The sequence below is a fragment of the Prosthecobacter sp. GW821-HT29F12 genome, assembly GCF_058803405.1.
This window is the reverse complement of sequence record NZ_CM179517.1, coordinates 4,017,722-4,035,739: the sequence shown is the minus strand read 5'-3', so window position 1 is coordinate 4,035,739 and position 18,018 is coordinate 4,017,722. Positions and strand designations below refer to the sequence as shown.

1 protein-coding gene is annotated in these 18,018 nt (G+C 59.4%); it reads left to right on the top strand.

The window, feature by feature from the left end; genetic code table 11:
- The first annotated feature begins 104 nt into the window (after positions 1–104).
- Positions 105–17,738, top strand: a complete 17,634-nt coding sequence (locus AC3RLQ_RS16595) for an autotransporter-associated beta strand repeat-containing protein (RefSeq protein WP_493029797.1) — start codon at positions 105–107, stop codon at positions 17,736–17,738.
- The last annotated feature ends 280 nt before the right edge of the window (positions 17,739–18,018 follow it).

The following is an 18,018-nucleotide window of genomic DNA, read 5'->3' as shown; positions in this document are numbered from 1 at the left end:
TACCCCATGATAACCGTTTTCACGGCATTAATTTCCACTCCGGCGCCGGAGTGCAGGCACCCCGGGTCGGGCGCTCGCTCCTGGCGTTGCTGATTGGGATTTTGGTGTTGTCGCTGCTCGGGAGCGTCAACGCACAGACTCACAGCGCCATCGGCAACTGGACCTTGAACAACAATGGCAACTGGAGCCTGACCACCAACTGGGGCAACCTCGATCCTGGCACCGACTACCCCAGCGGCCAGGACGCTTTTGCAAACTTCAGCACCATCAACATTTCCGCCAATCGCACAATCACGCTGGATGTGCCGGTGACACTGGGGGATCTGAGCATTGGTGACAGTTCAGGCGAAAACAGCTACACCATTCAGAGCGGTACGCTGACATTTGATTCCTCCGGCGGCATCTCGACGATCACCAAAACCGACGGCGGCGGCACTGACACCATCTCCTCCGCCATCGTGCTCCACAATGAGCTCGACATTACGAACTACGACACCTCCAACGCTCAGGGACTGAACCTCACCGGCGTCATCTCCGGTGGCACCGCCGGGCAGGTAACCATCAAATATAGTGATCTGTCGCCGTCTGGTGCGAATGGATCTTTGAACTATTTGTATCTCAACAATGGGAGCAATTCCTTTCAAGGGCAGTTGGTGATCGATTCGGGCCTGTTGCGATATGAGGCGAACCCGCGCGCAGCCGGTGCCCGGGGCGTGGGCAATGAGACCATTGCCATGGGCGAGGGCGGCATTGATTTGCGCGACCAGGATTTCAACTATCAGTCCGATGACACGGAAATATTCATGATCGCCGGACGCGGGCCCAACGGTCTTGGCGCTTTGCGCAACACCTCGGGAACAGCATTCCTTTCCCACCTTGTGGTCACGGATGATGCAGTGCTGAATTCGCAGGGAACGATCGTTCTGGAGAGGCGGCTCAATTCGGCAGGCAATGCAGGGATCGCGCCCATCCTGGATTTCGGCGGCAAGAATCTGACCAAGATCGGCAACGGTGAGTTCATCATTCGCGGCGTGGATGTGCTGAATGCAAACGGTGCCTCACTGACGGTGAATGAAGGTGAGGTGCGCTTCGAATCCCGCGGGCTGCTCAGCGGCACTGGCGCCTCCACGGGCATCAATCTGGACGGGCTCACGGTGAACCTGGCCTACAACCGGAATCCTTATGACAACTTTGATCTGGCCAACGGCAGCCGCACGACCTCGGATCTCTTTGGAGTCAATCTCTTCCAGACGGCCATTCAGGGCAATGCGGTCATTGATGCGCGTTTCTCCGTGGGTTCCTACTGGGGCGTCAGCGTCGCCAATACAGGCACCCTGGCGGAGCAGACCAAGGAAACGCTGACTTTTGACAGCATGACCTTCAACTTCAACAACGGCGTGTTTCAGCGTGAGGGGAACGGGGAGGTAGGGCGCACGTTTGACCACATCTTCACGAACGTCACGATCAATCTCGTTGGCGGCGGCATCGGTCGTGATGCGGCCGGCAATGGCAACCTTTTTGACCTCAGTGGCGGCTCCGGCAGTTACAACAGCACCACCGGCACCTTCGACCACCCGGGTGTGACGGAGTTTGCCGGTGTCTTTGACAACACGACCGGAGGCAACGCCGGGACGGGGTTCACCGTTCGTGGTTCCCGCGAGCTGCGTGTCACGGGCAACAGCACGAATTTCAACGGGGACATTCTCATCAAGCAGCCAACCTTTCGCTGGATCAGCAATTCCTTTGACCGCGGCAATGGCGGTCAGGCGGCATCCGTTTATTTCAACATGTCTCTGGCGGGCGCGGATGGCAGTCTCAATCAGGCAAACTCCATCACCCTCACGCGCTGGGGATCGCTGGCCTTGCTGAACAACTCAACCAACGCGGTCTATGCCAGTGCGAACAACGACGATCGCCTCAATGACGCGGGCTTCATCAATCTGCGCGATGGCTACCTGCTGCTGGAAACTGACAGCACAGTCACCAATCATGAAAACTTTGGCCATGTGGTGGCGGACTACGGCACCAGCGTCCTCTACATCGACACCCGCGCCGGTGGTCGCTTTGACGGTTCGTTCCAAACCTTCACGCGCAACAACGGAGGAGTGCTCAAAATCTACGACACCAACCCGTCCCACACCTGGGGCACCGGAGGGGGCGATGATCGTATTGCCATCAATGACACCACCGGCCTCGTCACTGTCGGCGCCAATGCGCCGGGCACCACCTCCCAGAACATTGTGGTCGGATTGTTTGGCGGCGTGGTTCCCACCCTGCAGACGCCCACCATCGGCAGCTACACCCGGCCGCTGGAATCCGTGCAGGGCAGCTACATGTACAGCACTGGCGGCACGGGGCTCATGACCCTCGACGGCGGTTTTCTGCGTCCGCTCACCGCTGCGGAATATGACACCGGACTGAATCCGACCGCCGGCACCAACTGGCTCGTCAATCGTTACATCGCTCCTGTCACCGGGGTGGAAAACTACGGCGACGTGAACAATTACTCAGGACGCAATGTGACCACGGACACCGCCATCAACTCGCTGACCGTGAGCTTTGATGCCGTGGCATCCTCACAGGTGGTGGGGACGTCCACCAAGGACTACATCATCATCGAGCAGGGAAAAACACTCAAGATCAACTCGGGTGTCATCAACTTTACCAGCTTCGTCGAGGCCAACAATGCGAACATGGAAGGCGTGATTCGTGGCGGGTTCCTCGACATGAACGGCGGTGTGGCGTTGATCAATTCCAATGCCCTCTGGCATGACCTCGACCGTGATACGGTGAACTGGTATGAATTCATGACGGGCAACAGCTCCTACATTCGGTCTCACATGGTGAATGTGACGGATTTTGTGCGCACCGGGCGCAACACGCTTTATCTGGACACCTGGAACACCTTCACCGGCAACATCTACAGCAGCGACCAGGGGGCGCTGGATGTGCGGCACACGGGGGCATTGGGTGCGGGGGGCATCGGCCGCGAAGTGCAGATCGGCGGAAACTCGGCATTGATTCTTGAGTACGGCACCAACATCAGCGGCATCAATCTGCGTGCGACCAACACGTTTCAAGGTTCTCCCACCGTTCTGCGGGCTGAAGGGTCCACCCACAGCACCTGGGGTGGCGATGTGATTCTGGATGTGGCGGACGCTGCAGGCAGTTCAGAATTTCAATCCTACACCATCACCGCCCGCAACAACGGGACACTGTCGGTTTATGGAAACATCTACACCGACAACAATGCGAGCCTGACAGACAGTGATCCCTACGCCGATCCTCCCACTGTCACCACCAACTTTGGCGAGGCCTACACGTTCAATCTGCGCGGCCAGTTCCGTGACGTTGCCACCGGGAATCTGGGCACAGATCCGGCGAATGCCGCCATCACCTCCATCTTTCGCACCGGGGACTCTGCCACCCGGCTGGATGCAAATCACTCGCTGCGCTTTCAAATGACGGGCCACGATGAGGGCAATGTGAATGTCTTTCAGCAGTGGGATGCCACGGGGCGCCTGGATCTCAACCGAGGCTACTTCCGCATTCTGTATGATCCGAATGCCGCCGGCAATGACGGCACCGGATTTCTTACCGACGGGGCGGATGCGCTCATTCAGGGCAATGACTATTGGACTCGTCTGGCGCTTGGGGCCGATGGTGCCGGAACCAACACCTACCACACGCATCTGCTTCTCACGAAGGACGGTCAGGTGCTGAACTGGTCGAACCAGATTTATGTGTACAACAACAACCGCGACGGTACGATCAGCATCGGCGGTGAAAACACCAGCGGTACGGTTTACATCGGTTCCCAGGACGGGGCGGCCAGCTACACCCTCTATTATGAAAACCAGGGTGGAGACCGTGACCTGCGCTTCCTGCAGACACGCGGTGGCAGCACGGTGGTCAACGCGCGTCTTTTTGACAATGGCACGAGCGTGAACTCCAGCGCCACAGTCATCGGTCCAGGCGCGGTCATTTTCAATGCAAACGCCGTCGGCGCCTCCAACGTGGAGCGCTGGAACTTCATGGGCGGTGAGGCCGTCTGGCAGGCGAATCCAAGCAGCGGCAGCCTGCTGGGGGACAACCGCTTCGCCGTCTCCACAGCACAGGCTTTGTTTGGCGGTGGGGCGCTCACGTACATCGGAGATACAGTGGCCAATCGCACCGAGAATCTCACGGGCAACTTCCGACTTCTCAATGGTGAATCGGGCATCAGCGTCATCGCTGGTGCGGGCCGCACCAACACGCTCAATTTTGGTGCGGCGGCTGCGGTCTTTACCAAAAATCAGGGCGCCACGCTGCGCTTCACGGAGAGCGGTCCGGGCACCGCAGCCATCACCCTGCAGGCCACGGGACTCACCAACACCGGCATCATGTCTTATGCCACTTATGGCACCACTCCTGGTGTGGTGACCGATTTCGCGAGCAACGGGGCCTCAGGTGCCATCGGGGCCTTCAGCGGCTATGTGACCGGAGCTGCCGCTGGTGATTTCGTCAGCGGCAACACGGTGGACGTCACCAACGACGTCAGCTTCAGCACAGCATCCGCTCCGGACAATCTCCGCTTCAACGCACCCGTGAATCTGACGCTGGACGGCCAGACGATGACGCTTGGCGGCGGGGCAGTTTTGATCACCTCCAACAACAGCGGAGCCACCAGCATCAGCGGTGGCGTGCTCACCAGCACCTTCGATGCCAATCTTGGCGGTGCAAGCACCGTCAGCGATCTGATGATCCACAATTATGGAACAGGTTCACTCACCATTGGCGCGACCATCGCCGACAGTGGTGCAGGCAAGGTAAACCTTGTCCTCGGCGGCACGGGCACCACCATTCTCACTGCGGCCAATACGAACACCGGTGAGATCTATCTCAACAACGGTGTGCTGAGCATCTCCAGTGAGAGCAATTTGGGCGCCATCAATGGCAGCATTGTCGATCTCACCCGCGTGAGCAACGGTGGCAATGGCAATTCAGGCAGCACGGCCGCCTATTCCGCCAACACGAATGCATCCATCGTTTTCACCACGGCCAATGCGCCCACCACCGCTGGCGTGGGCACCTTCAATTCCAGCACGACCGTTGTCACCGCCACGTCATTGACCAGCGGTGGCTCCGGCTACACCACCGGAGTTTGGGCAAACTTGAATGACCCGAACAGAACGACCGAAAATCCAGCGGGAGTCTGGGCCATCCTCGACAGCGGAAACCTTCACTTCAACGGCGGAACTCTTGCGGTGACGCAGGATGTCACGCTGAATGGTGCGCGCACTTTGTTCCTGGGTGCGAATGGAGCCTCTCTCGATGTGGCAGCGGGCAAGACCCTCACCATCAACGGCTACATCACCAGCGAGATCAGCCAGATCAATGCGGCGAATGGTTACACGGCCAATCAGCTTGGGGGCGTGGATGATCCCGCGAGCAATGGCAATCCCGACATCGGCGATCTGATCATCCAGGGCGGGGGCACCGTGGTGCTCACCGGCGCGCCTGACAACACCATCCGTGCCAACATGCTCAACAGCTACGGCGGCATCACCTGGATCAACAATGGCACGCTAAAGATTGCCGGTGATGGAAGCTCCGCCTTTGGGGCGCTGGGCACCAATCGTTCGTTTATCGACGGCACTATCATTGGGGGGGACGGCACGCTGGAATTCTCCACCACTTCTGATCCCTCCCTCTATGAATGGCTTACCTTTGGTGGCACCGGCTATGAGGGCCGCGGCGCTGTACTGACCACCGGCACCGGGCGTGTGGTGAGGCTCAATGGCCAGATGCAGGTGGACAGCCCGACTCTCTTCAACCTCGTCAGCACCACCTATGGCTACATCCGGCTGGGTGAATTTGGCGGCGCACTCTACGGCAGCGGGGACATCCTCCGCACCGGGGCCAATGAATTCGGCTTTTATCTCAATGCCCCGGACTGGACTGGCCGCTTCCTCAGCGGCAGCGGCACCAGCCGTGTATCCGGCGCGGGGAACCTCCAAGGCATGACGGGCATGGAGCTGGACAGGAATTCGTTCTTCTTGTACAGCGGCGGCAGCACCAGCATCGACGAATTCCGTGATCGTTTGAATGACAATCTGGTGATCACCAGCAACGGCTACACACGCATGCGCATCGAAAACGCTGCAGGCGTGTTCTCCGGTGAGGAAAAGGTCGGCGTCGTCAATGTCACCGGCGGTGTCTTTGGCATTGAATTCGCCCTGGGCGGTGACGTCATCAATGGGGCTGTGCGTCTGCAAGGTGACTATGCAGCCTGGCACTTCACCGACATCGTACGCAATCCGGGCACCATCGTCATGGTGCGCAACTTCGATCCCGGCATGGACATCTCCTCAGGTGTCACGGATCTGGCAAACCGTGCTCTCGTGCTGGTGGACAATGCACCCACACTCAGCGGCACTGGTGATGGCACCAACGGGAACACGGCCATCCTCGCGGGCTTTTTTGGCGGCACCCGGCCGACGCTGCTCAACACGACCACGGGCATCGCGTGGGATGAGGACCGCACCTCACGCTTCCTGATGACTTCGGTGCTCAGCACGAATCCGATCACGGGTGCGCCGGTGTATTACCTGCGTCCGCTTTCGGATGCCCCCGGCTCCACTGACTACAAGATCGTCAACGATGCCGGCACCACCGCTGCCACCGCCGGGCCGCTGGATCTCACCACGGCAGGCATCAATGCGGATCAGAACGTGCGGTTTGTCGGCATCACCGATGACGCCATCGGCCATGGCTTCACCTCCCGCATCAACTCCATCCTCACGCTGGATACGCTGCTGGAGACCAATTCAGTGACCTTTGCCACCGATGCGACGGCAACCAACGTCAACGGGGCCGGCAATCAGGTGAATCTGTTCATGACTCAGGGCGGCACCTTGAAGATCAACTCCGGGGTTCTGATGTTCGCCAACATGGGAACGATGGACAGGCTGGGCAACAGTTCAAACACGGGAATCAATCTCGACATCAACAACTACATCATCGGCGGGAACCTCGACTTCAATGGCAAGGAGGCGATCATCTATGCCGGCAGCGAGTGGGCGCAGTACAACGTCTCCGGCAACACCGCCTACAACAACACGGATACTGACAACACCACCGCCATCATCCGCACCAGCATCTACAACACGGGTGGCAACGGCTTGACGAAGACGGGCGCCTCAAGCGTGACTCTTGAAGCCGCCAACTACTACACCGGCGACACCACCGTGAACTATGGCAACCTCTACGCCCGTCATGATCTGGCACTGGGCCAGAGCACCCGGATGAACGTCACCGGCGGCGGCAACTTCATCCTTGGCTACAATGCGCGCATCATGGGCGTGGACCTCTACGTCGGACAGCTCTACGGCAACAATCTTGCCCTCTATGCGGAAGGTGATGGCGCCGAGTGGGGTGGGAACGTGATCATCGACAATGTGGACTCGACGGGCAGCGCCGGCGGCATCACTCGTAATTTTGTGCCGCGAATTGAGGCCGCCTCCTCGAACACGGTCTTCCACATCAATGGCAATCTTTATGGCGGAGACACGGTGGTGATGCCAGGCGCGCAGGCCACCTCCCGTGTGTTCACCACCTACACCGGTGCCTCCTACACCACATTGGACTTCATGGGGCAGATCCGGGACAAATCCACCGGGGCGGTGAACCTCAGCGGCGGGGACACGCTCAATGATGCGCTGCGCATGGAAGTGGCGGCGACCACCGACACTGCCAACGTGCATCTCTACCAGCAGTATGACGCCGCGGGGCGGATCAGCATCGTGCGCGGGGTGCTGCGCTACATGGGCGCCGGCAATTTCTACACCGACGCGGCTGCGCTGGCGCTGGACCCGAACAGCGAACTCTCAGGCTTCCAGATGGGCGGACGTTCCCTGATCGACAGCAACGTGGGCATTGGTGCTGCGGACGTTTCGTTCTTCCTGCACAATGACGGCACCACGTTCAACCTTTCCAGCTGGAATGTGGGCGTGGACACCACGGATCCTGACAACAGCCTGGGCAACAGCAACTACGGCTTTGGCAACACCACCGGCAACACCAGCCTCGGCGGTGAAAACATCAGCGGCACCATCACTTTCGGCACCGGCACCGGCAGCATCCGCTTCACTCAGGCGGATACTCTCTACAACCGCAATCTGAACCTCTATGCGGCCCGCGGCGGCACGGTGGACATGAAGGTCAACTTCCTCGACGGCGGCAGCTTCGTAAACTCCTCCATCACCAAGGTGGGAGCGGGCACGGTGCGTCTTCTCGGCTCCAGCGCCGGGGACAGCACGGTGGAGGCGCTCAAGATGCTCGGTGGTACTCTGGTGCTGACCGGCTATGATGTGAATGCCAGCCGTCGTGTCGGCAATGGTGCTGCGCTCACGCTCAGTGGCGGCTATCTCATTGTGGATGCCACGGCAGGAACGGCCCAGGAGGATTTCAGCGATCTTACACTGAATTCCGGCGGCTCGCGCCTTGCTGTGCGCGGCAATGCCACGGTGAACATCAACTCCTCCATCACGCTGAATCCTGCTTCAGGCGTCACCATGGCACTCGTGGAAAACAGCGGCGGCGTCATCAACATCTCCGCCCCCGGACTCACCACCACGGACGGTGAACGCTTCGGCTACTGGGCGGTCTACGGCAATGTGCTCGGCCAGATCACCGACTGGGCCGCACGCGAAGGCACCACAGGCGTGAAGGCCTTCACCGCCTATGACGTCAACGCGTTTGCCAGCGGCAACAACACCGAGGTGACAACCTCGGCGAACTTCGTCGCCGACACCGCCACCAATTCGATCAAGTTTGGTGCTGCCGCGAATTTGAATCTCGGCGGGAACACCCTGACCGTGGAAAACGGTGGCATGCTCGTGAGCTACGCAGTGGCAGGGGCGGTGAACATCTCCAACGGCACGCTCACCCGGAACGGGGCGGGTGACATTCTGCTGCACAACTATGGTGCCGACATCACCACCATCTCGGCAAACATCACCAACAGCGGGGCTGGTGTGGTGAATCTTGTGACAGGCGGAGTCGGCACGACTGTGCTCAGCGGCAACAACAGCTACACCGGAGACACTTACATCAATGGAGGCACGTTGCAGATTTCCAGTGAGTCGGCTCTGGGAAGCATCAGCGGCTCCATCGCCCGGCTGGTGCGTGAGAACAACGGCTCCAACAATGGTGCCAGCAAGACGAATTCGGCGCTCTTCTTCCTCGGCGGTGGCAGCGGTTCAGGGGCAGCCGGTGTATATACCACCAACAGCAGTCAGAACGTGACAACGACGACGCTCAATTCGGGGGGCAGCGGCTACACCAGCGGCGTGTACGTCAACACGCTCTCGGGGGGAACCGGGAATGCAGGCATCTGGGCCATACTCGACAGCGGCAATCTCCACATCGATGGCGGCACGCTGGCTGTGACTGACGACATCACCCTGAATGGCGCGCGCACCATCTTCCTTGGCGCGAGTGCGGGAACCTTTGACATCACTGCCGGCAAATCGCTGACCATCAACGGCTACATCACGAGTGATGTGACCGATCTGATCCCCGGAGATGACAATCCGATCGAAGTGACCCGTCCTCTCGTTGGTGGCCTGGCTGTCGAAGGTGGCGGCACTCTGGTGCTCACGGGGGCGCCGGACAACACGGCGCGTGAAAACATGTACAATGGCTACAACGCTCTGACCTCGATCAACAACGGCACCATCAAAATCGCCGGTCTGGCCTCCTCGGCGTCCAATGCGCTGGGCACCTTCAGCGGCTGGGTGGACAGCACCTACATCGGGCCGAACGGCACGCTGTTGATGAATGTGACCAACGCGGATGTGGGCCTCTATGAATGGCTCACCCTGGACGGCCAGGGCTACCAGGGCGGCGGCACTTTCCAAAGCGTCACCGGCAACACCGGCACCACGCGTGCCTACTATCTGCGCGGTCAGATCAATGTGCTCAGCGATGCGGTCTTCAACCTGCGCAACGGCAGCAACATCTACCTCAACAACGGCGGCGGCGAAACCTACGGATCCGCCAACATCATCAAGATCGGCCAGGGTGAATTCCGCTTCTATTCGAACGAATCGAATTTCACCGGCAGCTACATCAACGCCTCCGGGACCGTCCGCGTGTATGACGCCGGGCGCATCATGAGCATGGCCAGCATGACCCTGGAGCGAAACAGCTTCCTTGGCTTGAACGATGACAACACCAGCTCGGATGAAACCCGCAGCCGTCTCGGAGACGACATGCCCATTTACACCAACGGCTACGTCCGCATGCGCATTGAAGGATCCGCAGGCGTGTTCTCCGGCATCGAAAAGCTGGGCGCCGCCAATGTGATGGCCGGCCAACTGGGCATCGAGTTCGACATGGGCGCGACGCTCGCTGGCGGTGTGCCGGTGCTGAAAGGAGAATACGTGGGCTTCCACTACACGGAGATCGTGCGAAATCCCGGCACCAGCGTGCAGTTGCGTCTGCTTGATCCCGGCACCTCCTTTGCCGACAAGAATTTCAACGCCGCCGTGCCGTCTAATGCCAATGGGAACATCGCCGTGGTTCAGGTGGATGTGCTGCCCACTCTTAGCGGCACGGGGGATGGCAGCAATGGCAACGCCGCCGTCGCCGTCGGCTTCTTTGGCGGTGTGCGCCCTAACTGGTTCAATCTGGCGGGGACGGGCAGCATCTTCAATGAAGACTACATTGCCAATCGTCTGGTGACTGTGGACACCAACAGCGCGGGCGACCACTTTCTGCGTCCGTTGCTTGATTCAGAATACAAGGTCGTGGGAAATCCGGACACCGCGCAGACGACCTCCATCAAGCTGGAGGACCAGGGCATCAGCGCTGATCAGAACCTCAAGATCGTCGGTGTGACCAGTGACGGCCTCGGGGTCAATGAATTTACCAGCCGCCAAAACTCCCTCCTCACGCTGGGCTCGGTGGCTGCGGATTGTGCGCTGCCCAGCGGCATCACCATGGTCGTCAACTCCCTGACCTTTGCGTCTGAATCTTTCGGCAGCGGGGTTAATGGCAACGGCAACTGGACTTCCTTGATCATCGCAGACGGCGGAACGCTCAGGATCAATTCCGGCATGATTCAGATGTACAACACCGGCGTGCAGAACATGCAGGGCACCGCCTACAACGCGAACAACAACATGGACATCCGCAGTTCCCTCAACGGTGGTTCCACGGACTTCAACGGCATGGAGGCTCAGTTCAACATCGGCAGCATCTGGGCGCACTACAACACCACGGACGCCATCAACGCCTACAGGGCGACAGACTTCGACAACAACTACTTCTACATGAACTCCAGCATCGTGAATGCCACCGGCCTGGTAAAGTCCGGCGGTGCTTCGCTGTTCCTGGACGCACCCAACTATTACACGGGACTCACCACCGTGAGTTATGGCAATCTCTATGTCCGCCATGACAAGGCGCTTGGATCCAGCCCTCAGCTGCAGGTTACCGGCTACGGCAATCTTGTGCTCGGACTCGGCTCACGCATCACCGGGGTTGATCTCTACATTGGCGCCATCGGCGGCGTTAACAACGCGCTCCAGATTGAGAATAATTCTGTCTGGGCCGGCAATATCATCATCGACAATGTGGACTCCGGCGGTGCCACCGCCTATGCCCGCAGCTTCCTCCCGCGCATTTTCAGCAACACCACCGGTCTTGCCAGTATTGATGGGAACATCTACGGCGGCTCCACCGCCATCGGCTACGGCGCACGCACCGACTCCCGCATCTTCAGCACCTACACCGGCGCCTTCGGCCTGCTCTATCTCAACGGCGTGGTGCAGGACAATGCGGCAGGTGCGCTCACAGGCCCGATCGACATCTACAACCAGTCACAGGTTCTGCGCATGGAAGTCACCGCCAACAATGATGAATCAGCGGTGCAGATCGGCCAGCAGTACAACGCCGCAGGCCGGATCAACATTGATCGTGGAGCGCTTTATTTCTCCGGCAACGGCGATTTCTACACCGCCGCCGCCGCCGCCACAGTGAACTCCGCCCCCTTGAATCCGATGATCGGCCTGCAGATGGGCGGCAGATCGCTCACGTCAGACAACGGCCGCGGTGCGGCGAACCTGTCTTTCTTCCTGCTCAGTTCTGGCGCGAATTTCAACCTGAAGTCCTGGCAGGTCGGGGTGGATACCAGTGATCCGAACAACATTGCCGGCAATTATGTTTACGGCGAAGGCAACACCACCGGCAACACCACCCTCGGTGGTGTGAACACCACCGGCACAGTGAGCTTCGGAACTGGAGACGGCAGCATCCTGTTCACGCAGGCGACCACGGCTTACACCCGTGACCTCGGCTTGTTTGCCGCCACGCATGGCACAGTGAACCTCAATGTGAATCTGGTGGACGGTGGCAGCCTTGTGAGCTCCTCCATCACCAAGCAGGGCGGCGGGCAGGTCAATCTTCTCGGCTCCAGTGCAGGAGACAGCACGGTGGAAGGCGTGAACGTGATGGGCGGTATTCTTGCCCTGGCCGGTTATGACACCAATCTGAACCGTCGTGTGGGCAATGGTGCCTACCTCACTCTCGCGGGCGGCACCCTTGCCATGGATGGCAGCGGTGCCTCGTTCGCGGAAAACTTCGGCAGCCTCAAGATCAACCAGGGCGGCAACGCGATCGCCGTCATCGGCAATGGCGTCAGCAGCTTTGGCACGCTCAGCATTGCGGGCTCGTCCATCACCCGTGCGGCGGCCGGCACCATCCACTTCCAGTCCATCGGCGGTGGCATCATTAATTTCTCCAATGCCGCCATGAAGAGCAAAGCACGCATCGGTTCCTACGCGACTTATGGTGCCAATGCATCCAACACCGCCTTCGCCACCGACTGGGCGGCGACGGATGCCGCGGGCAACGTCGTCGCCTACACCGGCTACTCCGCGAACAGCTTCGGCGCCGGTTTGCAGACGGACGTCCAGAGCGCCGGGCTCACCGCTGCGGCCACGAATTCGATCCGCTTCAACACGGCGGCGGGCACGATCACCAGCGGCACGCTCGTTCTGAATGAAGGCGGCCTTCTCATCACCAGCAACTACACCACGGGCACCCCCATCGCCGCAGGCGTGGGGCTGACCACCGCCGGCAGCGGGATCGACTTGCTGATCCACAACTACGCCACCGGCGAGGTCAACTTTGACGGCAGCATCACGGGCGCGCAGAACGTCGTGTTCACCGGCACCGGCGAGCTGGTCTTCACTTCACCGAGCAGCATCAGCAGTTCTGTGGTCAGCAGCACCACGGTGAACAATTCCTACACCGTCACTGTGGGCAGCACGGCCGGACTGACGGCGGGAATGGATGTGAGCGGGGCGAACATCGCCGCAGGCACCAAGATTCTGAGCATCACCAATGGAACGACTCTTGTGCTCACCAAACTGGTGACCGGTGTCGGCACCAACAATCTGACCTATTCCACCACTTCCTACACCCCCGCAAACACCTACACCGGAGCCACCCATATCACTGGATCGGCTGTTGTTTCGATCAACAATGTCGGGGCGTTTGGTTCCACCTCCGGCTTCCTGCTCAACGGTGGCACGCTGAATTATTCGGAGATCGGCTCCACCAGCGCGGCGCTCACGCAGCACATCACGCTCGGCGGCAACAACGGCATCATCAGTGTCTCGGATGCTGGCAGCACCCTGGTCATCCGTGGGGCGGCGAATCAGATCTCTTCTGAGACCAACAACATCATCGCCGCCTACGGCACGAACAATCCCAACGCCGGCGGCTTGCAGATCGTGGGCTCAGGCACCGTTCAGTTCGGCGACCGCAGTGGATTCTTCAACAGCACCACGGAAGATTTGCTGGGGTTGGTGAATAATTACACCGGCCTGACGATTCTCGGAGACGGGGTCAACGCCCTGCGCGTGGACATCCAGGGCAAGGGCAACAGCAATGCCCAGTATGTTCCATTCGGCACCACCCAGTCCTGGGCGGATGGCACCATCATCAAGAACAACGTGACGGTTGAGTTCTCCATGGTTCGCGATGCTTCGCGCACCGGGCAGCTGCGCTTCCGCGAGTGGTTCCAGATCGGGGAGCAGGCGGGTGATCAGATTCTGTTCGACGGCAGCACCCAGCGTCAGCCCACGTTTGACGGCATTCTCAACATCATCGGTGATCTGACCTTCCAGACCCAGGGCAACCGCTATGGCGATGCCGGCAGCACCGGCAACTCCGAATTTCTCATCAATCCCAATGAGGGCGGCATCATGGGCACCGGCAACATCATCAAGCTGGGCGACGGCAACCTCCGCTTCTACACCCCCATGCATGAGTGGACAGGGGATCTCGACATCCAGGATGGCTTTGTTGGCCTGCAGATGAACTCCGGCGCGATTTTCAACCCGACCGGCAAGATTTACTTTGGTGATTCGACGGGGGTCCAGACTTCCTCGATTCAGATGCGCATCGAAAACCGTTACTATGGAAACAACACGGTTGGCATTGATGCGCCGAACATGGACTTGACCGTTAACCGTGACATCATTGTGCGGGATAACATCAAGCAGCTGGTCAGCATCGCTGCAGGCTATCTGCCCACCGGCGGCATGATTCATTTTACCAATGAAATCAACGTGGGCAGCGGCTCATCAAGCTATGTCCGCTTCTATTATGAGGACACCAGCAACCTGGATGCCAGCCTCACAGGCCATGTGCAGCAGACGGTCTTTGACATAACAGGGAGTATCATCGGATCCAACGCCCTCTACCTTGATGGTAACAATGCTGGAGCCCTGGCCAACAACGCGACTTTCACCGTCTGGATGCGCGGAAACAACTCGGGATACAGCGGGGTGATCACCATCGGCAATGACAACGGCATCACGTTCAATCCGGGGCGTAATGCCACTCTGCGTGTCGGCGACCAGGCCGGACTGAGCGAAGTGACGGTATTTGGAACCGGTGCCTCGATCGGCTTCCGTAACTATGGCACCCTGCAGCTCGCTGGAAACAGCATGACCTTCACCAAAAATTTCCTGTTCACTGGAGGGACTGGTCTGGCGACTTCTGCGGGCATCGAAAACGCCTCTGACACTGCGGCGACGATCACTTTTGATTCGGGCACACAAACGGGGCCGTCTTATCAGGACGTCGGAGTCGGCTTGCGTGACGGTATGGCTTCAGGGATCTTCGGCTCAGGCTCTGCGGCGCTTACCGTGGTGAAAACCGGTGCAGGAGACACCGTTTTTGGAGCATCCACGGGGGGTGGCGCTGTTGCTGACGCGTTCAGCAACTACACCGGCAACACGCTGGTGCAGGAAGGCACCTTGTATGCCGGATCAAACAACTCCTTCTCGCCGAATTCTCGTTTCATCGTCAGCAGCGGTGCGACTCTCAGTCCTTACTGGGCGGAGGCTGGCAGTGGCTTCGAAGTCACCATCGGTTCTCTCGCAGGTGGAGCAGGCTCTGCGGTGAACATTGATCAGTCCACGCTGAGCATCGGTAAAGACAACACGTTTGATGCGGACTTTGCCGGGGTCATCAGCGGTTTTGGAAGCCTCAACAAGGTCGGCGGCGGCGCGCAAACCCTCTCGGGGGTGAACACCTTCTCTGGCAATCTGGCGGTGGTTCAGGGGGCCCTCATTGGCAGCAATAACAGCGCCTTTGGGGATGTCAGCAATACCATCAGTCTGGGAGGCGTCACTTTTGTCGGCACTCATCCGCTGGATGCCAAAGTGGAGCTGCTGCTTGCGGGCACCGCCACCGACGTGGTGAACCCCGTCAACATGAATTCTTTTGATGGCAACGACGAAGGCATCGTGGTGATCGGCACCCGCGAGACCAGTGGAACCTACGGTTTTGGCACGGGCGGTACGGTGTCCCTTTATCAGGATATTTCGACCAATGTGTTTTTTGAGGCAGATGGAACCTCCATCTTCAAGTTTGGGGATGGTGTGTACAATGCAGGGAGCAATGCTGTGACGAATGTGGTCAAGATTGGAGCTGGTACGGTGGAGCTCCATGCGTCAAACAGCTACGGCATTGCTGGCACCGCCGGCAGCGCGATCGACGGAGGCACCGTGATCCGTCATGGCACCATCAGCATCTTCGACAACTACGCTCTTTCCTCCACCGTGGTGGAGCTGGGAGACACGCGGTATGACCTGAACAGCGCCTATCTGGCAACGACGAGCTCGCTCATCACCAAGACCACCGGCAGTTTTGATCCCGTGGGCAATGGCGCCAGCGGAGCGGGCAGCGGAGCCTTCCTCAATGTCAATGCCGTGGTGGATGGGGTGACGATCACGGCTGCGGACGTGGGCAAGCGCATTCTGGTGAAGAACGAGAGCGACCACCCCGAGTACAATGGAGTCTATCAGGTCGTGAGCGTGGATGGCAGCTGCGGCCAGATGAACCTGGTGCGCGTGGCTGACTTTGATACCACGAGTGAAATGCGCTATGGCTCCAGCATCGCCATCACCGGTGGTCTGACGCAGGCGGGGCTACAGTTCTTCCAGGCCTCTTCGGATGTGGCCAGCGTGAACACCGCCACGACAGATCCGGTGCACTGGCTGCAGGACATTGCGGACGCCAACCTGGCCCTGCTGGCCGCCAATGGTGGCATGGACATTCTCAATGACATCGACATCAACGACACCAACGGCAGCGGCAGCACGACCCTTGGCGGCACCTTCACCAGCGGCACCACTTACTTCGCTGGCAATGTGACGTTGCAGCATTCCACCCTTCCGGGCGTGGACAACATCCGCGAGCTGACACTCGTTTCCTCCTCGAATGATGATGCAGGGGGCGGTGAAAAGGGTGTGGTGATCTCCGGCGTCATCTCTGAAGCTTCTCCTGGGGATGTGCTGAGCGTGAACAAGCAGGGCTCCGGCACGGTGACCTTCACCCGTGACAACACCTACACCGGCAAGACCACCGTCACCGAAGGCACACTGGCGCTTGCGGGAGACGGGGCGGTGTCTGGCACCAGCTGGATCGAAGTCAACAATGGAGCCACGTTTGACTTCTCCAACACCAATGCGGTGGACATGACCTTCGACGGGCCCGTCAGCGGGTCCGGCACCGTGGTGACAGGAGCTGGCAGTCTCATCGTCGGCACCAATGGCGGGGCCGGAGTCCTGCGGCCCGGCATGTCTTCGGCCCCATCCAGCATCGGCACTGCGGGAGACCGCATCGGCGTGCTGACCGTGGATGGCAACGTTGTGCTCACGGGCAGCACCAGCGGTGTGAATCGTCTGACCCTGCAGATGGGTGCCGCCAACGGGGCTGACTATAATGACGCCGCCAACATCTCGATGCACATGGGGGCGGGGGATTTAAGCACCTATCTCAATTCGCAGGGCAGCTTCTATGACACGCAGACCGGCGGCAATCATGACCGCCTCGTGGTCACCGGTTTCGTCACCCTGAATGCAGGAGGTCATGTCGCATTTACCAGCAGTGGCACGGATTACCAGCCGGTGATGGGGGATGTGTTCAATCTGATCGACTGGTCCAGCCTGACGAACAACGGCTTTAATTTAGGGAGTGATGGTTTCAATCATCGCGGTGGCGGTCTGCTGGGAGATCTGGAGCTGCCTGATCTAAGTCTCTCCGGGCTGTTTTACGACACGAGCCTCTTCTCCAGCTATGGCATTATCGTGGTGGTTCCCGAGCCCGGGCGGATGATGCTGCTGCTCTTCGGCCTGACCGCCCTGTTCTGCGGCCATCGCCGCCGTCGTTGATCTTAATCTTGGGGTTGCAGCTGGTTGTTGAGGCAGCGTTGGACAAGCCTGCGGGCACATGAGTGATCATGCGCCCGCAGGCTTTTTTCTTGTGCATTCAGGGGTGGGCGCGCTGGTATAAAGTCGCAGGGGATGATGATACATGGTAAAGCCAGGGGGGTATCGCTGCAGGCTGCGGATATTTTATTTTCCGAGTGAGCATCCTGCTAAGAGAGTTCTGAAAGAGGAAGGCGCTGAGATGCAGGCATCTGCATCACAATGAGTCCGTACGAAGGCGGAA